The organism is Caulobacter sp. GW821-FHT10E02, from assembly GCF_059415225.1.
In genome coordinates, this window is the sequence record NZ_JBWKMV010000001.1 from 444788 (window position 1) to 461732 (window position 16945).

15 protein-coding genes, 1 tRNA gene and 1 pseudogene are annotated in these 16945 nt (G+C 67.7%); 11 read left to right on the forward strand and 6 right to left on the reverse strand.

Features of this window, described 5'->3' with window-relative positions; genetic code table 11:
* Positions 1 to 124: 124 nt before the first annotated feature.
* Positions 125 to 2323 (reverse strand): TonB-dependent hemoglobin/transferrin/lactoferrin family receptor, encoded by a 2199-nt coding sequence (locus AC07NI_RS02160; protein ID WP_494615638.1) that lies wholly within the window; start codon positions 2321 to 2323, stop codon positions 125 to 127.
* A 160-nt stretch (positions 2324 to 2483) separates the two neighbouring features.
* Here AC07NI_RS02160 and AC07NI_RS02165 point away from each other — a divergent pair, with 160 nt between their 5' ends.
* The 6 genes from AC07NI_RS02165 to AC07NI_RS02190 all read left to right on the forward strand — a co-directional run bounded on the left by AC07NI_RS02165 (position 2484) and on the right by AC07NI_RS02190 (position 5974).
* The gene (locus tag AC07NI_RS02165; protein WP_494615640.1) at positions 2484 to 3269 is read left to right on the forward strand and encodes a DUF4198 domain-containing protein; all 786 of its coding nucleotides are present in this window, start codon (positions 2484 to 2486) and stop codon (positions 3267 to 3269) included.
* Positions 3270 to 3280: 11 nt separating this feature from the next.
* Positions 3281 to 3748, forward strand: a complete 468-nt coding sequence (locus AC07NI_RS02170; protein WP_494615643.1) for an EF-hand domain-containing protein — start codon at positions 3281 to 3283, stop codon at positions 3746 to 3748.
* A 107-nt stretch (positions 3749 to 3855) separates the two neighbouring features.
* Complete coding sequence (locus AC07NI_RS02175) at positions 3856 to 4104, forward strand: DUF3297 family protein (protein ID WP_494615645.1); 249 nt, start codon at positions 3856 to 3858, stop codon at positions 4102 to 4104.
* Between the two features lie 41 nt (positions 4105 to 4145).
* Positions 4146 to 4388, forward strand: coding sequence for a hypothetical protein (locus AC07NI_RS02180; protein ID WP_494618215.1), 243 nt, complete (start codon positions 4146 to 4148; stop codon positions 4386 to 4388).
* Between the two features lie 78 nt (positions 4389 to 4466).
* The gene (locus AC07NI_RS02185) at positions 4467 to 5237 is read left to right on the forward strand and encodes a hypothetical protein (protein ID WP_494615650.1); all 771 of its coding nucleotides are present in this window, start codon (positions 4467 to 4469) and stop codon (positions 5235 to 5237) included.
* Between the two features lie 227 nt (positions 5238 to 5464).
* Positions 5465 to 5974, forward strand: a complete 510-nt coding sequence (locus AC07NI_RS02190) for a MarR family winged helix-turn-helix transcriptional regulator (protein WP_494615651.1) — start codon at positions 5465 to 5467, stop codon at positions 5972 to 5974.
* On the opposite strand, the gene AC07NI_RS02195 is transcribed toward AC07NI_RS02190, so the two are convergent.
* Positions 5961 to 6956: a P1 family peptidase gene (locus AC07NI_RS02195; protein ID WP_494615654.1), complete on the reverse strand. Its 996-nt coding sequence runs from the start codon at positions 6954 to 6956 to the stop codon at positions 5961 to 5963. The two genes, AC07NI_RS02190 and AC07NI_RS02195, sit on opposite strands and share 14 nt — an antisense overlap.
* A gap of 81 nt (positions 6957 to 7037) precedes the next feature.
* Between AC07NI_RS02195 and AC07NI_RS02200 the strand changes: the two genes are divergently transcribed.
* Positions 7038 to 7122, forward strand: a tRNA-Leu gene (locus AC07NI_RS02200).
* A 195-nt stretch (positions 7123 to 7317) separates the two neighbouring features.
* Complete coding sequence (locus AC07NI_RS02205; RefSeq protein WP_494615658.1) at positions 7318 to 7911, forward strand: hypothetical protein; 594 nt, start codon at positions 7318 to 7320, stop codon at positions 7909 to 7911.
* A gap of 61 nt (positions 7912 to 7972) precedes the next feature.
* On the opposite strand, the gene AC07NI_RS02210 is transcribed toward AC07NI_RS02205, so the two are convergent.
* Together AC07NI_RS02210 and msrB are read right to left on the reverse strand one after the other, a co-directional pair.
* Positions 7973 to 8578, reverse strand: a complete 606-nt coding sequence (locus AC07NI_RS02210) for an alpha/beta hydrolase (RefSeq protein ID WP_494615661.1) — start codon at positions 8576 to 8578, stop codon at positions 7973 to 7975.
* A 127-nt stretch (positions 8579 to 8705) separates the two neighbouring features.
* Entirely contained in the window at positions 8706 to 9188 is a 483-nt protein-coding gene (msrB, locus tag AC07NI_RS02215; protein ID WP_494615666.1) for a peptide-methionine (R)-S-oxide reductase MsrB, read from the reverse strand.
* 58 nt (positions 9189 to 9246) lie between these two features.
* On the opposite strand from msrB, the gene AC07NI_RS02220 reads away from it, so the two are divergent.
* Positions 9247 to 9822, forward strand: coding sequence for a type 1 glutamine amidotransferase family protein (locus tag AC07NI_RS02220; protein WP_494615672.1), 576 nt, complete (start codon positions 9247 to 9249; stop codon positions 9820 to 9822).
* Between the two features lie 144 nt (positions 9823 to 9966).
* Here the strand turns inward: AC07NI_RS02220 and AC07NI_RS02225 are convergent, their stop codons facing one another.
* Both AC07NI_RS02225 and AC07NI_RS02230 read right to left on the reverse strand, forming a co-directional pair.
* Positions 9967 to 10467, reverse strand: a complete 501-nt coding sequence (locus tag AC07NI_RS02225; protein WP_494615676.1) for a GlcG/HbpS family heme-binding protein — start codon at positions 10465 to 10467, stop codon at positions 9967 to 9969.
* Positions 10464 to 14378, reverse strand: a pseudogene (locus AC07NI_RS02230) (LamG-like jellyroll fold domain-containing protein). Before AC07NI_RS02230 ends, AC07NI_RS02225 begins: the two are co-directional and overlap by 4 nt.
* Before the next feature lie 21 nt (positions 14379 to 14399).
* On the opposite strand from AC07NI_RS02230, the gene AC07NI_RS02235 reads away from it, so the two are divergent.
* Both AC07NI_RS02235 and AC07NI_RS02240 read left to right on the forward strand, forming a co-directional pair.
* Positions 14400 to 16394, forward strand: a complete 1995-nt coding sequence (locus tag AC07NI_RS02235; RefSeq protein ID WP_494615680.1) for an acetyl-CoA carboxylase biotin carboxylase subunit — start codon at positions 14400 to 14402, stop codon at positions 16392 to 16394.
* A gap of 41 nt (positions 16395 to 16435) precedes the next feature.
* Positions 16436 to 16933, forward strand: a complete 498-nt coding sequence (locus tag AC07NI_RS02240) for a DUF805 domain-containing protein (RefSeq protein WP_494615682.1) — start codon at positions 16436 to 16438, stop codon at positions 16931 to 16933.
* Positions 16934 to 16945: the final 12 nt, after the last annotated feature.

Genomic DNA, 16945 nt, shown 5'->3' on the forward strand with positions numbered 1-16945 from the left:
GGCTTTCGGCGATGTCGCGGCCCTTAAGCGCAAAACGCCCCGATCCGGCGGGACCGAGGCGCTTGCTTGCAGGATATGCGGCGCGCGCGGCTTCCCGGCCCACGCGCGCCGCTCCATTCCCAGCTTAGAACTTCAGCGCAAGGGAGACACTGTAGTTGCGGCCGGGCTGGCTGTAGCCGTCCTTGACGGTCGAGGTGTCGGCGAGGCCACGGGCGTCGCTCCACCACCAGTACTTCTCGTCGGTCAGGTTGAAGACGCCGGCGCGCACGGTCACCGCGTCGGTCACCGCGAACCAGGCGGTGGCGTCGGCGACGGTGAACGACGGCGGCAGGAAACAGCCGCCGGTGCAGGTGACGCCCGCCTTGCTGGCCGACTTGCGGTCAGAGTGGATGACGCTGAGGTCGCCGCCGAACCGGCCCGCGGGGTCACGATAGGCGACGCCGCCGGTCAGCTTGACCGGGTCGATCGACACCAGCGGAGTGCGCACGCCGTTGGTCTTGGACGAGCCCTTGGCGTAGGAGGCCGCGGCGCGGGCCGTGAAGCCGTTGCCGAAGTCGTACGAGGCCTTGGCCTCGGCGCCGCTGATCTTGGCGTCCGACAGGTTGATGTACTGGTAGACGGCCGGATCGGCGGCGGTGAACGTGCCGCGCACCTGCACCTGCTCGATGAAGTCGTCGTACTTGCCGGTGAAGGCCGTGACGGCCGCGCGGAAGCCGCTCTGGTGGAAGCGGACGCCGCCTTCGATGGTCTTGCTGGTCTCGGGCTTCAGGTCGGGGTTGGAGATCGACTTGTAGTTCGAGATCAGGTTGGCGAAGCCGGTGTTGATCTGGATCGGGGCGGGGGCCTTGAAGCCGGCCGCGGCGTTGGCGAACACGGTGACGACGTCGCTGGCGTTCCACACCACGCCCAGCTTCGGCGAGATGTGCGAGTCGTTCTGGCCCGACGAGGCGGTGGTGAACAGCGGGTCGGCCTTGGGGGCCAGCTTGTAGTAGTCGAAGCGGACGGCCGGGTAGATCGACACCGGACCGGCGGTGATCTCGTCCTGTACATAGAGGCCGGTCAGGGTGAAGTCCGTGGTCGGGAAGGCCTTGGCGGGGAAGGTCTCGCCGGCCGGCGGCACGGTGCCGTCGCGGGTGCCCTGCTGGCGGGTGATCGAGGCGTCGCCGCCCCAGACGATCTCGTGCTTCAGATCGCCGGAGTCGAAGACGCTGTGCAGCTCGACGCTGGCGCCCAGGACGCGGTTGTCGAACGTGGCGTCGCGGGTGCGATCGACGGCGGTCGAGCGGTCCTCGGCCGAGAACTGGCGGGTGGTGCTCTTCTGCCAGTAGACGGTCGAACGGGCGGCGTTGATCAGGCCCTCGCCGCCGTCGAAGCGGTGGTCGGCGCTGACGCGGTTGCGCTTGACCTTGTCGAAGGCGGTCAGGCCGATGACGCTGGTCGAGGCCAGCGGCGGCTTGGCGATGGCCGACAGCACGGTCCAGTCGACGTCGCGATCCAGGTGGTCGACCGTCAGGCGGAAGCGGTTCTTGTCATTGGGGCTGTAGACCAGCTTGCCCAGGAACGAATTGGACTGGTTGTCCTCGGGGTTGGCGGTCGTGCGGTCGGTATTGGCCGAGTCGTTGGTCCCGGCCGTCTTCTGGCCCTTGCCGTCGCGGCGGGTATAGGCGGCCAGGGCTTCCCAGCGGTCCGACTTGCCGGCCAGCAGCAGGCTCTCGGTCCAGCTCTCGTCGGCCGAGGCGTAGCCGACGCGGGCGCGGCCGGCGAAGGACTTGCCGTCCTTGACGATGTCCGACGGATCCTTGGTGATGAAGCTGACCGAGCCGGCCAGGCCGTCGGCGCCGTACAGGGCCGAGGCGGGGCCGCGCACGATCTCGACCGACTTCAGGATGTCCAGGTCGACATAGTCGCCGCGACCGGTCGACTGGGCGCCGAAGGCGAAGCCGTCTGGCACGCGCACGCCGTCGACGACGATCAGCACGCGGTTGCCTTCCAGGCCACGGATGTTGAAGCCGGCATTGCCGTCACGGCCCGTCGAGGCGCCGGCGGCGGTGAAGCGGGCAGGGGCGCTGCGGACCGACACGCCCGGCTCGTCGCGGACCAGGTCCTTGATGTCCTTGACCAGGCCATCCTCGATCTCGTCCGACGAGATGACCGTGACGGTGGCCGGGACCTTGTCGACCGACTTCTCCGAGCGCGTGGCGGTGACGGTGACCTTGTCGACTTCGACGGCGTCAGCCGGCGTGGCGTCCGCAGCGTGCGCGACAGTGGCCAGGAGGGCGGCGGTGGAGGCCGCCGCGAACGCGGCGAGCTTCAGGCGAGACATCGATATCCCCTTCGATGGTGCGTTTGCGAATTAGTCGCAATTGATGGTGACGGCCTAAAGCTGGCGCCCCGACCGGTCAAGCTATTTGCAATTGATTCTTAGAACTAATCGCAATATCCCCAGTTTCGCCGCGACTGGAGCGGCGCCTGGGGTGCTCCCGATGATCCGTTCTCTCCGCGCTGGCCTGCTGGGCGGCGCGCTCCTGCTGGCCCTGGCTGCCCCGGCCGCCCAGGCCCACTCGCCCTATCTGCTGCCGACGGTGTTCGACGCCTCGGACCGCAAGATCGTCACCGTGCAGGGCGCCTTCACCGAGAGCTTCTTCACGCCGGAAGTGGTGATGAAGTCGGACGCCTACGCCGTGATCGGCCCCGACGGCGTTCGCATCCCGCTGACTCCGGTCTACACGCGCGAACTGGCGCTGGTGGAAGCCGTCACCGAGAAGCCCGGCACTTATCGTATCACCACTGGCCTGCGCGGCGGCCGCACGGCCAAGGCCGCGCTGGTCAAGGGCGAGTGGCAGTTCTTCGAGGGCGAGAAGGCTCCGGCCGACGCCATCGACATGCAGAGCCTGACCATGGCCGATGTCTATGTGACGCGCGGCGCGCCGAACGACGCGGCTCTCGCGCCCATCGGCAAGGGTCTTGAGTTCAAGGCCGTCACCCACCCCAGCAAGATCGTCACCGGCCAGGACGCGGTGTTCGAGGTGCTGTTCGACGGCAAGCCGCTGGCCAACCAGGCGATCGAGTTCGTGGCCGCCGAGGACCGCTACGCAGACAGTAAGCCCGCGCCCAAGACCGTCACCAGCGACGCCAAGGGCCGCTTCGCCGTGAAGCCGGACCACTCGGGTCTCTATCACGTCCAGACCCGCCACCGCGTCGCCCCGGCCGCCGCCGGCCAGCCGGGCCAGAGCTTCACCTACGCCCTGACCTTCGAATCCCTCCGCTAGGACGAGACCCCATGAAGACCCGCATCATCCTCGCCGCCGCCCTGGTCGCCTCGCTGGGCGCCGGTAGCGCTTTCGCCGCCTCGCACGCCCGCGACACCTTCATCAAGGAGCAGGACCAGAACGGCGACGGCGTCGTCTCCAAGGACGAGTTCGCCGCCACCCGAGCCCTGCAGTTCGCCGCCACCGACGCCGACAAGAACGGCTCGCTGTCACGGTCCGAATATGTCGGCGAGTTCAAGGCGCGCCTGGAGAAGAAGCTCGCCGCCGACGACCGCACGCCCGAGAAGAAGGAAGAGGAACGCGAGCGCCAGATGCGCCAGGCCGACGTCCGCTTCGGCGTGCTCGACAGCGACAAGAGCGGCGCCATCACCCGCGCCGAGTTCGACTATTCGGGCTGGCGGATGTTCAACCACCACGACACCAACAACGACGGCACGGTGTCGGCCGCCGACCCGGTCAAGGAAGACCAGCAGGACTAGACGGAAGAGGGGAGGCGGGTCGCTCCGACTTGGACTTTCGGCGTTTCATCGCTATCACCGCCGGCCAAGACATTGGGGCCGCGCGGCCCAGACGAAAGCCAGAGACCATGAGCGACACGCCTCCCGACCGCCTCTCCGTCAACCCGGACAGCCCGTTCTATGACGCGGACCTGCTGGAGCGCGGCATCGGCATCCGCTTCAAGGGCGTCGAGAAGACCAATGTCGAGGAATACTGCATCAGCGAGAAGTGGGTGCGGGTCGCGGCCGGCAAGACCGTCGACCGCAAGGGCAACGCCATGACCCTGAAGCTGCAGGGCGAGGTCGAGGCCTATTTCCGCGACACCGCCGAAGGCTGAGGCCTTTGAGCAGTCCGATCGGCGATCCCGACCTGGAGGCCATGGCGCGCGATGAGCTTTCGCGCGCCGTGACCCTGCGCTGGCAGGAGCTGAAGGGAATCGTGCCCTGGGGCGACACCTTCGAGGGCATCTCGCCGGCCGGCCGCTATGTCGAGGTCGAGCGCAGCTACATCTGGGCCTCGGCCGAGGGCGGCGACATCCTCTGCGAGGTCACCGTCTATGGCGGTCCGTCGCGCTATGACGCGGGCGCCAAGGTCTCCAGCATCATTTCCGCCCCGACCTGAGCACCTTGGCCGTGCATCCGTAACGTTGTTGCGTTAACCATATGGCGACGCAGAACGCTGTGTGGTGGAGGGGTCCCGGTGTACCAGTCTGAATTCCCGGTCGAGCAGCCGGTGCCGGTCTTCGATCCGACCCTGGTGTTCCTGCTGATTCTGGCCGGCATCGCCATCGCGGCCCTGGCCTTCTTCGCCGGTCGCCTGACCGGACGCGGCGACAAGGGCGAGAAGACCGACGGCGTCCCCAAGAAGATCCACGAGGCCATCAAGGCCAAGTGCGTGGCCGCCTCCAGCGCCCATTCGGGCGAGCTGGAGAAGAAGGCCCACGAGCTGCTGGACGAGGTCAAGCGCCTGATCGGCCCGCTGCTGATGTTCGGCGGCCCCTGCGCCAAGGCCTTCAAGCACCTGTCCGACGCCATTGAGGGCAAGCCGCCCGAGGAGAAGCCGAAGGATGGCCACAAGGACGGCCATCACGGCGCGGCGCACGGCAAGGACGACAAGCACGGCGAGGAAAAGACCTGCGCCGAGCACGGCCACGACAAGCACAAGTGCGACGACAAGTGCCGCAGCGGCGGCGGGTTCGAGCTGCTGAGTCGCAACGTGACGATCGTCGGCTCCCAGACCGTGCTGCTGGCCGCTCACAAGCCCGAAGCCAAGCACGACGACCACCACCACGAGGAGCCCAAGGGCCCGGACTCCAGGGAATTCAAGCAGCTGCTGCGCCTGGCCGTGGCCGAGTTCGCCGACTTCTGGAACCGTCCCAACTGCCTGCGCGAGCTGGAGGATTGCCAGCGGTCGCTGACCGTCCTGCCGCCGATGCCCAAGGACAAGCCGCACGGCGCCGAGCATCACTGACGCCCTGAGGGCATAAGAACGCCGTTCAGGAAGGCGAGACGGCTATTCTCTGCCCAAGCGGCGTGCGAATGTGGTCCTTCGTTCGAGCAAACTCGCCTCGTCGTTGAGACAGGGGCGAGGGACGCTCACACCAAGAGCACGCGCGGTCGTCTGACCGAGGCGTGATGGATTGGCGAAGGCCGCTCCTCCGGAAGGCGGCCACGCCCGGGAGGGACGAAAGGAAGGGCATGACCGCGACGGTCTCCACGATCACGTCTGGCGCACCCGAAGCGCCCGAGCCCGGCGTCAGCCTGGTCGACTACGTCCCGTATCGCCTGGCCACGGCCTCGGCGGCCGTCAGCCGCCTGATCGCCCGCGCCTATGAAGACCGCTTCGGCCTGACCATCCCGCAATGGCGGCTGATGTCGGTGCTGGCCGAGGGCAGCCTGACCCAGCACACCGCCGTCACCCGCACGGCCATGGACAAGGTTCGGGTCAGCCGCGCCGCCCAGGAGCTGGTCGTCCGTCGTCTGGTGGCCCGCACCACGGTCCGCTCGGATCGTCGCTCGCACACCCTGGAACTGACCGCCGCCGGCCGTCGCCTGTTCGCCGAGATCGCGCCGCTGGCGCTGGCCTACGAGGCGACCCTGCTGGCCGGGCTGCAGCCCAGCGAAGTGGCGATGTTCAAGCGCCTGCTGGACCACCTGGAAACCGCCGCCGTCCAGCTGACCGGCGGCGAGACGGTCAGCCCGCCCTAGCGGCTTCGTACACGGCGCGTGCAATGGCGCGGGCCACGCAGTCGGCCGCCGCCGCGCCGATCTTCGCCCGCATCAGCCCGCGCATCGGATCGGGGCCCAGCGCCACCGCGCCCGAGGCCAGGGCGAAGCAGACATCGCCGTCGAACGGCGAGTGCGACGGCCGCACCGCCCGCGCCATGCCGTCGTGGGCCATCATCGCCATCCGCTGGGCCTCGGCGGTGCTGAGGTCGGCGGTGGTCGCCACCAGGGCAAGCGTGGTGTTGGCCCCGGCCTTCAGCCGCGCGGCCAGCTTCGAATCGTCCGGGATCGGCTCGATCGAGGGCGGCATGTCCGCGCCCGGCCGCTGGCCGCCGAACTCGCCGTCGATCTCGTAGGGCCAGGCCCAGAAGGTCTCGCCGTCGGGCATGTAGGGCGTGCCGACCGGATTGGCCGCCACCAGGGCCGCGACGATCAGGCCGCCGCCCAGGTCGATCGAGGCTGAGCCCAGCCCGCCCTTGCGGATCCCCGCCATCGCCCCGCGTCCGGCCCCGACCGAGCCCAGCGCGAAGTCCTCGCCCGCCGCCGCGACGGCCTTCATGCCCAGCTCGCGATAGGGCGGGGAGAGGCCCCAGGCCTTGTCGCCGCCATTGCCCAGGTCATGCAGGCAGGCGGCAGGCACGATCGGGATGGCCGGTGTCCCCGGCGCCAGCTTCAGGCCATGCTCGCGCGCCGACAGCGCCACGGCCGCGCCGTCCGCTGCGGCGAGGCCGAACACCGAACCACCCGAGAAGCAGATGGCGTGGGCCTTCGAGAAACTGTTCTCCGGCCGCAGGGTGTCGGTCTCGCGCACCGCCGGCCCGCCACCGCGCACATCGACCGCCGCCGTCCAGGCTTCGGGGCACAGCACCACCGTCACGCCGGTGCGCACGGCCTCGTCCTCGACGCAGCCGACCCGCAGGCCGGGGACGTCGGTGATCAGGTTGCGCGGACCGGGTTTCAGCATCGGGATTCTCCGTTCGCACGATGCTAGACCGACCCGTCAACGCCTGCTACGAAGACCGCCCTTCGCGGAGACGCGAAGCCTGCGGGCGTGGTGAAACTGGTAGACGCGCCGGACTCAAAATCCGGTTCCGAAAGGAGTGTCGGTTCGACCCCGACCGCCCGCACCAACTTCTTTTCTTTCGAGAGATTGTACGACCATCTAGATGGTCATGGTGCGTAATACTGAGTGCTTTGTCCTTATGCCGGTAGGTTCAGCATTCGCTGCCTTGTTCCCAATTGCTGAACTAAGAGCGCACAGAAGTGGCGATCTGTTCGCTTCGAGCTGACTCCTCAAACCGATCGAGCGCCGATAACGTGTCTTTATGGGGCAGGTAATCGAATTCGTTCGACGCAACGTCGTCGCGCAACTGCTGGCGTTGGCCGGCACCGTCGTCCTGATTCTTGGCGGAATAAACGACGCTGTTTCGTTTTTTTCCGCACCATGGCTGCCAAAATGGGCCCCCGGCGCTTTGGGGGTCCTACTAGTTTATATGGCGTTTCAAGCCGTAGCGTTCCGCGTTGATCGGGCTTTGGGTGGCGCACAGCGTCAAGAGGGGCAGGACCGCGGTCCCGAAGCTAAAGCGAGAAACGCTCGACCGGGCCGGGAACCGAACATGGCCTACCCTGAGTTCGTCCAATATATGCGTCGCACTCTTTGGCATCGCAATACGGCCGGAAAGACCCCTATCGAACGGGAGCTTCAAGATAAGCTTTCTCTGGGCCTTCTAGCATCATGGGCGCGGCGGGACATCAACGCGCCTATGGAAGAGATCGCTCAGGTCGAATGGCGCAACTTAGCGGTTGGAGGCGACGGCTTGGCCCGTGACGCGGCTGGAGCGGTTGTGCTTTACGACATCCAGTTTGATCAGTGGGCGGTTCGATTGCGCTGGCCCGTGGGAGGCGGTTGGGCGGCTTAGTTTCCGTCAGCATCGACGTTTCATTGGTATTGGGACGAGCAGGTGCCTTGAATCTAGTAAATTAGATTGTCCGGCATTCAGTCTGCACCCGCTGCACCAAACCTCGCAGCAGCCCGCGCCCCTTCGTCCAAGCCCCGTGGCCGCTATCGACGTTGATGTGCCCGGCACGCCCCAGGTCCACGAACTCCGACCCCCAGCTCCGCGCGAACGCTTCGGCGCGGTCTATCTCGACATACGGATCATCCCGACTCGCCACGACCAGGCTCGGAAACGGCAACCGCTGACGCGGGATGGGCGAGAACCCCACCAGCAGACGACCCGCCGGGCCTTCGCGGTTGACGTCGGCGGGGGCGACCAGCATGGCGCCGCCGACGCCGCGTCCGCCGGTCACCTGGGCCAGGTGGCAGATCAGGGCGCAGCCCAGGCTGTGGGCGACCAGGATCGCGCCGGGGTTCTGGCGGATGGCCTCGGCCAGGCTGATGGTCCAGTCGCCCAGCAGCGGATGCTCCCAGTCCTGCTGGTCGACGCGTTGGGCGTTCGGCAGCTCGCGCTCCCAATGGCTCTGCCAGTGGTCGGGGCCGGAGTTGTAGAGGCCCGGCACGATCAGGATCGGCGGGTCGTCACGATCGCGGCGGGGCGCTTCGAAGATGGAGGGCGCTGGGGTCATGGCTCAACTCTGGCTACCCGGCGGAGATGCCCCATTCCGCCGCTTCCGAACAATTCATATCAATTCGATAGGAATTGAGAAAAGCTGGGGCGAGACGATGGTTTCGCCCCAGCTCTCAGGCCTGTGGTCAGGCCGCGATCTTGTCGCCGCGATGCAGCGGATCGGGGAGGGGATCGCCCGACTTCACGAACTGCAGCGACACCGAGTTGATGCAGTAGCGCAGGCGCGTCGGGGCCGGGCCGTCCGGGAAGACGTGGCCCTGGTGGCTGTCGCAGCGGGCGCAGCGGGTCTCGATGCGGACCATGCCGTACGAGTCGTCGCGGATGCCCAGCACGTGGTCCTCGGCGAACGGCGCGTAGAAGCTGGGCCAGCCGGTGCCGCTCTCGAACTTGGTCTCGTGCTTGAACAGCGGCAGGCCGCACAGGCGGCAGGCGTAGACGCCGGGACTCTTCTCGCCCAGCAGGCCGCCGCAGAACGGGGCCTCGGTGCCGTGGTGCAGAAGGACTCGCGCCTCTTCGGCCGTCAGGTCGGCCTCCAGGCGTTCACGCTCGGCCTCGTTCGGCGGCGTCAGGTCGAATCCGGCGGTTGAAAGGGCGGCTGTGTCTGTCATGACAGCCAATGTAGGTGTTCGGGCGTTCGTCCGGTAGCACCCTCGTGAGGAGATCAGCATGACCGTCGCCGTCGCATTCCTGCAGCCGGGTTGGGCCGATTGGGAGGCAGGGAGCGTGCTGGCGCTGCTGCGCCGCGAGCTGAAGGTCCAGATCGAGATCGCCACGCCGGATGGCGCGCCGGAGACCTCGATCGGCGGCGTGCTGGCCGCGGCCGACTACCGCTTCGACGATCCGGTGCTGAACGACGCCGACCTGTTCATCCTGATCGGCAGCGACGCCTGGGCCGAGGGCGAGAACAAGGCGGTCAGCGGCTTGCTGCGCCAGGCCTTCGCCGACGGCAAGCCGGTGGCCGGCATTTGCGCCGGGACCACGGCGCTGGCTCATGCCGGCCTGTTCGAGGGGCGCAAGCACACCTCGAACGGCGCGGAATGGCTGGCCAAGACCGTCGAGGGCTATGCGGGCGCCGAGCACTATGTCGACACGCCGCGCGCGGTCAGCGACGGCAAGGTGGTCAGCGCTTCTGGGTTGGCGCCGGTGAGCTTCGCGGCCGCCGTGGCGCGGTTGGTCGCGCCGGAGGCCGAGGAGATGATCGCCGGGTATGAGGCGATGTTCGCCCGGGAATTCTCGGCCTAACCCCACCTCCGTTCTTCCCGGCGAATGCCGGGACCCAGATCGTAGGACGCTGAGGTTCATGCAAAACGCCCGCGATCCTGTCCGGAACGCGGGCGCTCTTGCATCTGGGCCCCGGCATTCGCCGGGGAAATCGGATTTGGGGGATTACTTGATCGCCGCCACGCCCACCCGCGCCACCTGGCCGTCCTGAACCGCCGAGCCGCCCGAGACGCCGATCGCGCCGACGATCTTGCCGTCGACCAGCAACAGCTCGCCGCCCTCCAGCGCCATGGCGCCGGTGAAGATCGCGTTCAGCGTGCCGGCCTTCACCGCGTCCTGGAAGTAGGACGAGGGCTTGCGGAAGTTGGCGGCGGTCGCGGCCTTCTTGTGGGCGACCTCGCCCGAGCCGTACTGGGTGCCGTCCATCTTCTCGGTCAGGACCGGCTGGCCGTTCGACTCCAGCACGGTGATGACCATGGTCCAGCCGTTCTTGCGGGCCTCGGCCTCGGCGGCGGCGACCACGGTCTTGGCCTCGGCCAGGGTGATCACGCGGCTGGAATAGGGCGGCGAGGGCGGAGCGGCCGGAGCCGCCGCCGGAGCGGTCTGGGCGAGCGCCGAGCCCCCCGTCAGGAGCAGGCCGGCGGCGATCAGGGCGATGGTCTTCATGGCAGCACGACCTCGTCGTTCAGGGTGGTGTTCTGGGGTTGGGCGGCGACGATGCGGACGCGGAGCCCTTGAGCCTTCACGCCGGCCGGGATCTTCAGCTTCACCGAAGCCGTCTTGGGCAGCAGGTCCGTCGGGGCCTTCAGGGCCGGGGTCGGCGCAGTGGCCAGCACCTTGCCGGCCGCGTCGACCAGTTCGAGCTTGGCCGGCGCGGCGTCCTGGGCGCCCAGGCTGTGGACCGTGGCGGTGATCGCCGAGCCCTTCACCACCACGTCGTCGCGACCGATACCGAGATCGGCGCGCTTGGCCGGATCGTCGCCGGCCGTGACCAGCTTCATGTCGATGACCGTGGTCTGGCGCGGAGCTAGCACGACCTTGGTCCCGAGGCTGCGCTCGAACGGCAGGGCGCGAGTCTCGGCCGAACCGTCGATCGCGTCATCGCCGTTGGCGTCGAGGCCTTGCGACAGGCTCCACTGGCCCGGCGCGACGTTCCAGCCGGTCATGGTCGCCGTCACCGGCTTGTCGGTGGTGTTGTAGGCGATGACCTTGAAGCCGGTCTTGGTGGCGTCCTTGACCAGCAGCGCCACGTCCGTGCCGTCGACGCCGTCGAAGCGCCACGAGACGGTGTGGCCCGGAGTCATCTGGCTGCGCTTGTTGGCGATGCCGCCCATCCGCGTGCGTTGCAGGATGTCGGACGGCAGCTCCACACGGTCGGACCACCAGTGGCCTTCGGTGTGCATGTACATGTGCTGGTCGTTGAACTGGATCTCGTCGGCATAGAGGTCCTCGAGGAATGTCTTGTCGCCGGTCAGGGTCCAGGCGCTGTAGCGCTCCAGCGCGCCGCCCTTCTTGGCGGCGGCCAGGATCTGATCCTTGGCGGCGGCGCCCAGGCCCATCTCGGTCAGGGCGTTCTCGTTGATGCTGCCCAGCGACTTGATGCTGTTCTTGGAGATGCGCCACTTGATCGGGACCAGGTACTTCTGGTCGCCGGTCAGACGGTACGCCTGCCAGAACACCTGGAACGGGCCGTCGGCGCCGGAGCCCTGCAGCACCGTGCCGCCGCGCTCGGCGTCGCTGCGCCAGTTGATCTCGTTGGGGTACGAGCCGTCCTTGCCGACGTGGGCCAGGTAGCCGTCGGCGAGGCCGATGACCAGGTCGCGGGCGGTCTTGTCGCCGTTGTAGTCGCTGGTCAGGATCGCCGGGTGGGTGACGCCGAACGAGTACGGCTTCTGCCACTCCCACGGCCCCTCGCGGTACGAGATCTTGCCGCTGTACCAGTTGGTGTTGAAGTGGACGTGGCCGGCCGGGTTCTTGTCGATGACGCGCGGCAGGGCCTTCACGGTGGCGAACATCCGCTCGACCGCTTTGGGCTCGCCGTAGTGGATGTACATCGCCTCGGCGTCCGAGTTGATGCCTTCCTCGTAGGCGTGCAGCTCGTCGGTGACGATGGTCGACAGGCCGTCGGTGAACATGCCGTTCTTGTGGGCGGCGTCGGCCAGGCGGTCGTGCGAGGTCGTCAGCTTGTCGGGCTGGACGCCCATCAGCACCAGGGCCGGCCACTGTTGCAGCAGGTCGGTGTCGTCCGAGATGCCGCCGCCGAAGTCGCCGAAGTCCGACTGGCGCTCATCGACCCACCAGTTGACGAACTTGGAGACCAGCTTGAGGTCCTCCAGCTGGCGGAAGGCCCACAGCGGGGTGTTGTCGGTCGGCTTGGGCTGTTCGAACGCCGGCCAGCCCTGGCTGCCATAGGTGATGTCGCCCCAGTACTCACGGCCGATCTGGTTGTCGGGATCGACCTTCAGCAGGTCGGTGATGTCGGCATAGAGGCGGCGATAGAGGCCCTGGCGCTTGGAGGTGGTGTGCTCCTCGACCAGGAAGGCCCAGTTGTCCTTCACCTGGTTCAGGCGGTCGGCGACGTGCTCGGCCTTGGCCTTGTCGCGGTCCTTCAGCACCAGGCGGATCTTGGCGCCGTCCAGGGCCTTGGGACCGAAGTCGGTGCTGTCGGCGGCGATGGTCAGGTACAGGCTGTCCGAGGTGAGGATGCGGTCGCGCATGTCCAGCCACACGGTGCGGGCCTCGCCGGCCTTCACCGAGACGCTGACGTCGATCATGTTGCGGCCCGGCCAGATCGGATCCTTGACCTGGATGTTCAGCGGGATGGTCGTTCCGGCCGCGCCGGGCAGGGCGGGGATGTCGATGGCGACGCCGTCCAGACCGTCGCGGGCGTTCTCCCAGCCATAGGCCCAGTTGCGGGCTAGCGCTTGAGCGGCCGGGGCGTCGCCGAAGCCCGACGGGATCAGCACGTGGACAATCGGCAGGCCCTTGGCGGTCAGGTCGCCGGCGGGACGCTTGCGGCTGGGCGCGCCCTCGGGCAGGGCCACGACGGTGGCGCGCTCGCCGGCCGGGTGGCGGCCGGTGATGTAGGCGTTGAGCTGCGCCAGGTTCAGATAGTCCGGCGCCACGTCGGCGCGGACCACGTAGCTCATCTTGAACGCGTCCTTGGGCTCGGCGCCGGCGCTGACGTTGTAGGCCCAGATCTCCTGGATCGGGGTCTCCTGGGCCACGTTGGTGAAGGTCAGGACGCCGCCGGTCAGGGGCTTGGCCAGGGTGTTGACCGTGCGCTCCTGGTCCTTGGGGCGCGTACCAACCGAAGCGCCCTTGTCGCCGGCCTTCGCGGCCCAGCTGAGGTCGCCATAGGCCGGGCCCTGGATCTCGATCCGGTTCACCGGCTCGTCGGGCAGGGACAGGGTCAGGGCCTTGCCGCCGTCGACATAGACGTTCCAGTCCGGGAGCTGGAAGTAGTCGTTACGGCCAGGCAGGCGCGAGCGGTTGTAGACGCCGGGCCAGGTGGTCTCGGCGATGCCGTCCGTGCCCTTCCACATCCATTCCTTGATGTCCTTGGCGTCCTTGAACTCGACCTTGCGGATCGTGGTCTTGGCGTCGGTCAGGAGCGGCGGGAGGTCCTTGTTCCAGCCGTAGCGCTGCTTCCAGGCGGCGTGGATGGCCGGGTCGTCCAGCGTCGCGACCGGGGCGGCGGCAGCAGGCGCTTCGTTGCGGGCGAGCGCGGCGATGGCGTCGGCGGCCAGCGGACGGTCGTAGACGCGCAGCTCGTCCAGGTCGCCGCCGCGGGTGAAGTTGTAGCGGCTCTGCACCTGGTGCGGGGCGACCACGCGGCCGGCGACGCCGAACTGGTCGAGACCGGCGTCATAGACGGCCTTGGTCTCGGTCTTGGCGGCCAGCTTGCCGTCGACGAACAGCTGCACGCCGGTCGTCTCGTCCCAGGTGAAGGCCAGGTGCGTCCAGGCGTCGGCGGCCGGGTTCTTGTCGACCTTGAACGACACGCGTGTGCGGGCGAGACCGTTGTCGGTGACGAAGGCGTCGAAGCCGTGGCCGTTCCAGTCGATGCGCAGGAACGCCATGTCCCAGCTGGAGTGGTCGGCATAGCCGACGCGGAAGATCACGAACGGCGCGACGCCGACCGGATAGCCCGAGCGCCAGAAGAAGGAGAGCGTGCCCCGCTGGGCCTGGATGTTGCCGGGCGCGTTCCACGAGACGACGCCGTCGTCCTCGGCGTGGAAGCCCTTGCCCGCCTTGCCGTCGGCGATCGGCGTGACCTTGTCGGCGAAGTTCGGAGTGGGGTCGCCGGCGGCGACGTCGGCCACCAGGCCCTTGTCACCCGAGACCTTGAACAGCAGCGCCGGTTCAGCGCTCTGAGCGGCCGCAGCGGCGTTGGCGAGGATCAGCGCGCAGGCCGATCCCAGGAAAATCGCCTTCATCAGTTGTCTCCTCCCGGTGGCGTCCATCGCAGCTTCCGCACTAATGGAAACCGGTGTCATGCCTGAGCTCTGGTTTAGCGCCCTAAGGGCAAGCTTGCAAACCCGACGGGGACTGATAGGCCGTGCTGCAAAGCACAAAATCTTTGGGCGGAAGTTGCGATGTTTTCCAAGATTCTGATCGCCAACCGGGGTGAGATCGCCGTCCGTGTGATCAAGACGTGCCGCCGCCTGGGCATCAAGACCGTGGTCGTCTATTCCGACGCAGACGCCGGCTCGCTGGCCGTCGAGATGGCCGACGAGACCGTGCACATCGGCGCCTCGCCGGCCGCTCAGTCCTACCTCGTCGCCGACAAGATCATCGCCGCCTGCAAGCAGACGGGCGCGCAAGCGGTGCACCCGGGCTTTGGCTTCCTGTCCGAGAACGCCAGCTTCGCCCAGCGCTGCGCCGACGAGGGCGTCGTCTTCATCGGTCCCAACCCTGGCGCCATCAGCGCCATGGGCGACAAGATCGAGAGCAAGAAGTTCGCCCAGGCCTCGGGCGTCTCCTGCGTGCCCGGCCACATCGGCGAGATCGCCGACACCGCCGAGGCCGTGACGATCTCCGAGCAGATCGGCTATCCGGTGATGATCAAGGCGTCGGCCGGCGGCGGCGGCAAGGGCATCCGCGTGGCCTGGAACCGCAAGGACGTCGAGGAGGGCTTCCCTGCCGTCCGCGCCGAGGCCAAGGCCAGCTTCGGCGACGACCGCATCTTCATCGAGAAGTTCATCGAAAGCCCGCGCCACATCGAGATCCAGGTGCTGGGCGACAAGCACGGCAACGTCGTCCACCTGTTCGAGCGCGAGTGCTCGATCCAGCGCCGGAACCAGAAGGTCATCGAGGAGGCCCCGTCGCCCCTGCTGGACGAGGCCACCCGCGCCGCCATGGGCGCCCAGGCCGTCGCCCTGGCCAAGGCCGTCAACTACGACTCTGCGGGCACGGTCGAGTTCGTCGCCGGCCAGGACAAGAGCTTCTTCTTCCTGGAGATGAACACCCGCCTGCAGGTCGAGCACCCGGTCACCGAGCTGATCACGGGCCTGGACCTCGTCGAGCAGATGATCCGCTCGGCCTACGGGGAGAAGATGGCCTTCGGTCAGGATGACCTGAAGATCAACGGCTGGGCCATCGAGAGCCGCATTTACGCCGAGGACCCGTACCGCAAGTTCCTGCCCTCGATCGGCCGCCTGGTCCGTTACGACCCTCCGGAGGAGGGACAGCGGGAAGGCTACAAGGTCCGCAACGACGCCGGCGTCCGCGAGGGCGACGAGATCTCGATGTACTACGACCCGATGATCTCCAAGCTCTGCACCTGGGCCCCGACCCGCCTGGAGGCGATCGACGGCATGGGCCGGGCGCTGGAGGACTTCCACATCGAGGGCCTGGGCCAGAACATCCCGTTCCTGGCCGCGGTGATGGACCAGGAGCGCTTCCGGTCCGGCAAGATCTCGACCAACTACATCAAGGACGAGTTCCCCGAGGGCTTCGCCGGCGCGGCGCCGACGCCTGAGCAGATCGATATCCTGACCGCCGTCGGCGCGGCCATGCAGCGGGTCTATGCGGCCCGCGCCCGGTCCTACGCCTCGGGCCTGGCCGGCCCGCCGCGCGCCGACTGGATCGTCGCGGTCGGCCACGCCAAGCGCCGCGTGAAGGTCAGCGGGGAGGGCGACGTCTCCGTCGAACTGCTCGACGAGGGCCGCACCCTGGTTCTGACCGACATCGACTGGCGTCCGGGCAAGCCGGTGTTCAAGGCGGCCCTGGGCGGCAAGGTCTTCACGGTCCAGGCCGCGCCGGCCGCCGAGGGCTTCGACATCCGCCACCGCGCCACCAAGGCCCGGGTTCTGGTCCTGACCCCGCGCAACGCCGAACTGCACGACAAGCTGCCCGAGAAGCAGGCCGCCGACACCTCCAAGCTGGTGCTGTCGCCGATGCCGGGCCTGGTGGTCTCGATGGACGTCGTCACCGGCCAGCAGGTCCGCGAGGGCGAGGTGGTCTGCGTGCTCGAGGCCATGAAGATGCAGAACATCATCCGCGCCGAGCGCGATGGGGTGGTGAAGGCGGTCAACGCCAAGGGGGGCGATCCGGTCGCGGCCGATGAGGTGCTGGTGGAGTTCGCGTAAGGCGACTTGCACGATATCCAGGGTTGAGTCATGCAAGGCGCATGGCCAAGCTCAACTCCAGGCACATCCTTGAGATCTATCTCTCCGGCAACGGGCGGATAGGGCGCGGCGAGTTCTGGGGCTATTGGATCGCCCTGACGTTCGTGCTCGCGCTTCTGGCGCTGGGCTGCCACTTCGTTCCGGCGCCGTTTGGCGAAGCCCTGACGGTGATTTTGGGTCTCTTGATGCTGTGGGGCTACGCTGTCCTGATGATCAAGCGTGGCCATGATCGTGGCCGTCCCGCCTGGTTCTCGATCCTGATCCTGCTCTTGAGGCTGGCGGCCGAAGCCGCGAACGAGAGGCTGGGTCATACGCCGCCACTAGTGATGGCTCATGTCGCCTTGGTGCTCTACGTGCTCATCGACTACGCGCTGATGCCGGGAACGGGCGGAACCAACCGCTATGGCCCTCCCATCGGCGGCGTGAACAAGAATCCGCTCGTGCTGGGTGGTGAGGCGACGTCGGAACCTGCTCTTTCGAGCGAGGCGTCAAAAGCCTAGATTGCCGCTTCG

Excerpts from the sequence above, each read along its gene's own strand:
- AC07NI_RS02220 (WP_494615672.1), top strand. The coding sequence starts at position 9,247 with ATGACCGTCGCCGTCGCATTCCTGCAGCCGGGTTGGGCCGATTGGGAG.
- AC07NI_RS02165 (WP_494615640.1), top strand. The coding sequence starts at position 2,484 with ATGATCCGTTCTCTCCGCGCTGGCCTGCTGGGCGGCGCGCTCCTGCTG.
- AC07NI_RS02235 (WP_494615680.1), top strand. The coding sequence starts at position 14,400 with ATGTTTTCCAAGATTCTGATCGCCAACCGGGGTGAGATCGCCGTCCGT.
- AC07NI_RS02205 (WP_494615658.1), top strand. The coding sequence starts at position 7,318 with ATGGGGCAGGTAATCGAATTCGTTCGACGCAACGTCGTCGCGCAACTG.
- AC07NI_RS02190 (WP_494615651.1), top strand. The coding sequence starts at position 5,465 with ATGACCGCGACGGTCTCCACGATCACGTCTGGCGCACCCGAAGCGCCC.
- AC07NI_RS02210 (WP_494615661.1), bottom strand. The coding sequence starts at position 8,578 with ATGACCCCAGCGCCCTCCATCTTCGAAGCGCCCCGCCGCGATCGTGAC.
- AC07NI_RS02195 (WP_494615654.1), bottom strand. The coding sequence starts at position 6,956 with ATGCTGAAACCCGGTCCGCGCAACCTGATCACCGACGTCCCCGGCCTG.
- msrB (WP_494615666.1), bottom strand. The coding sequence starts at position 9,188 with ATGACAGACACAGCCGCCCTTTCAACCGCCGGATTCGACCTGACGCCG.
- AC07NI_RS02240 (WP_494615682.1), top strand. The coding sequence starts at position 16,436 with ATGGCCAAGCTCAACTCCAGGCACATCCTTGAGATCTATCTCTCCGGC.
- AC07NI_RS02175 (WP_494615645.1), top strand. The coding sequence starts at position 3,856 with ATGAGCGACACGCCTCCCGACCGCCTCTCCGTCAACCCGGACAGCCCG.
- AC07NI_RS02160 (WP_494615638.1), bottom strand. The coding sequence starts at position 2,323 with ATGTCTCGCCTGAAGCTCGCCGCGTTCGCGGCGGCCTCCACCGCCGCC.
- AC07NI_RS02225 (WP_494615676.1), bottom strand. The coding sequence starts at position 10,467 with ATGAAGACCATCGCCCTGATCGCCGCCGGCCTGCTCCTGACGGGGGGC.
- AC07NI_RS02170 (WP_494615643.1), top strand. The coding sequence starts at position 3,281 with ATGAAGACCCGCATCATCCTCGCCGCCGCCCTGGTCGCCTCGCTGGGC.
- AC07NI_RS02180 (WP_494618215.1), top strand. The coding sequence starts at position 4,146 with ATGGCGCGCGATGAGCTTTCGCGCGCCGTGACCCTGCGCTGGCAGGAG.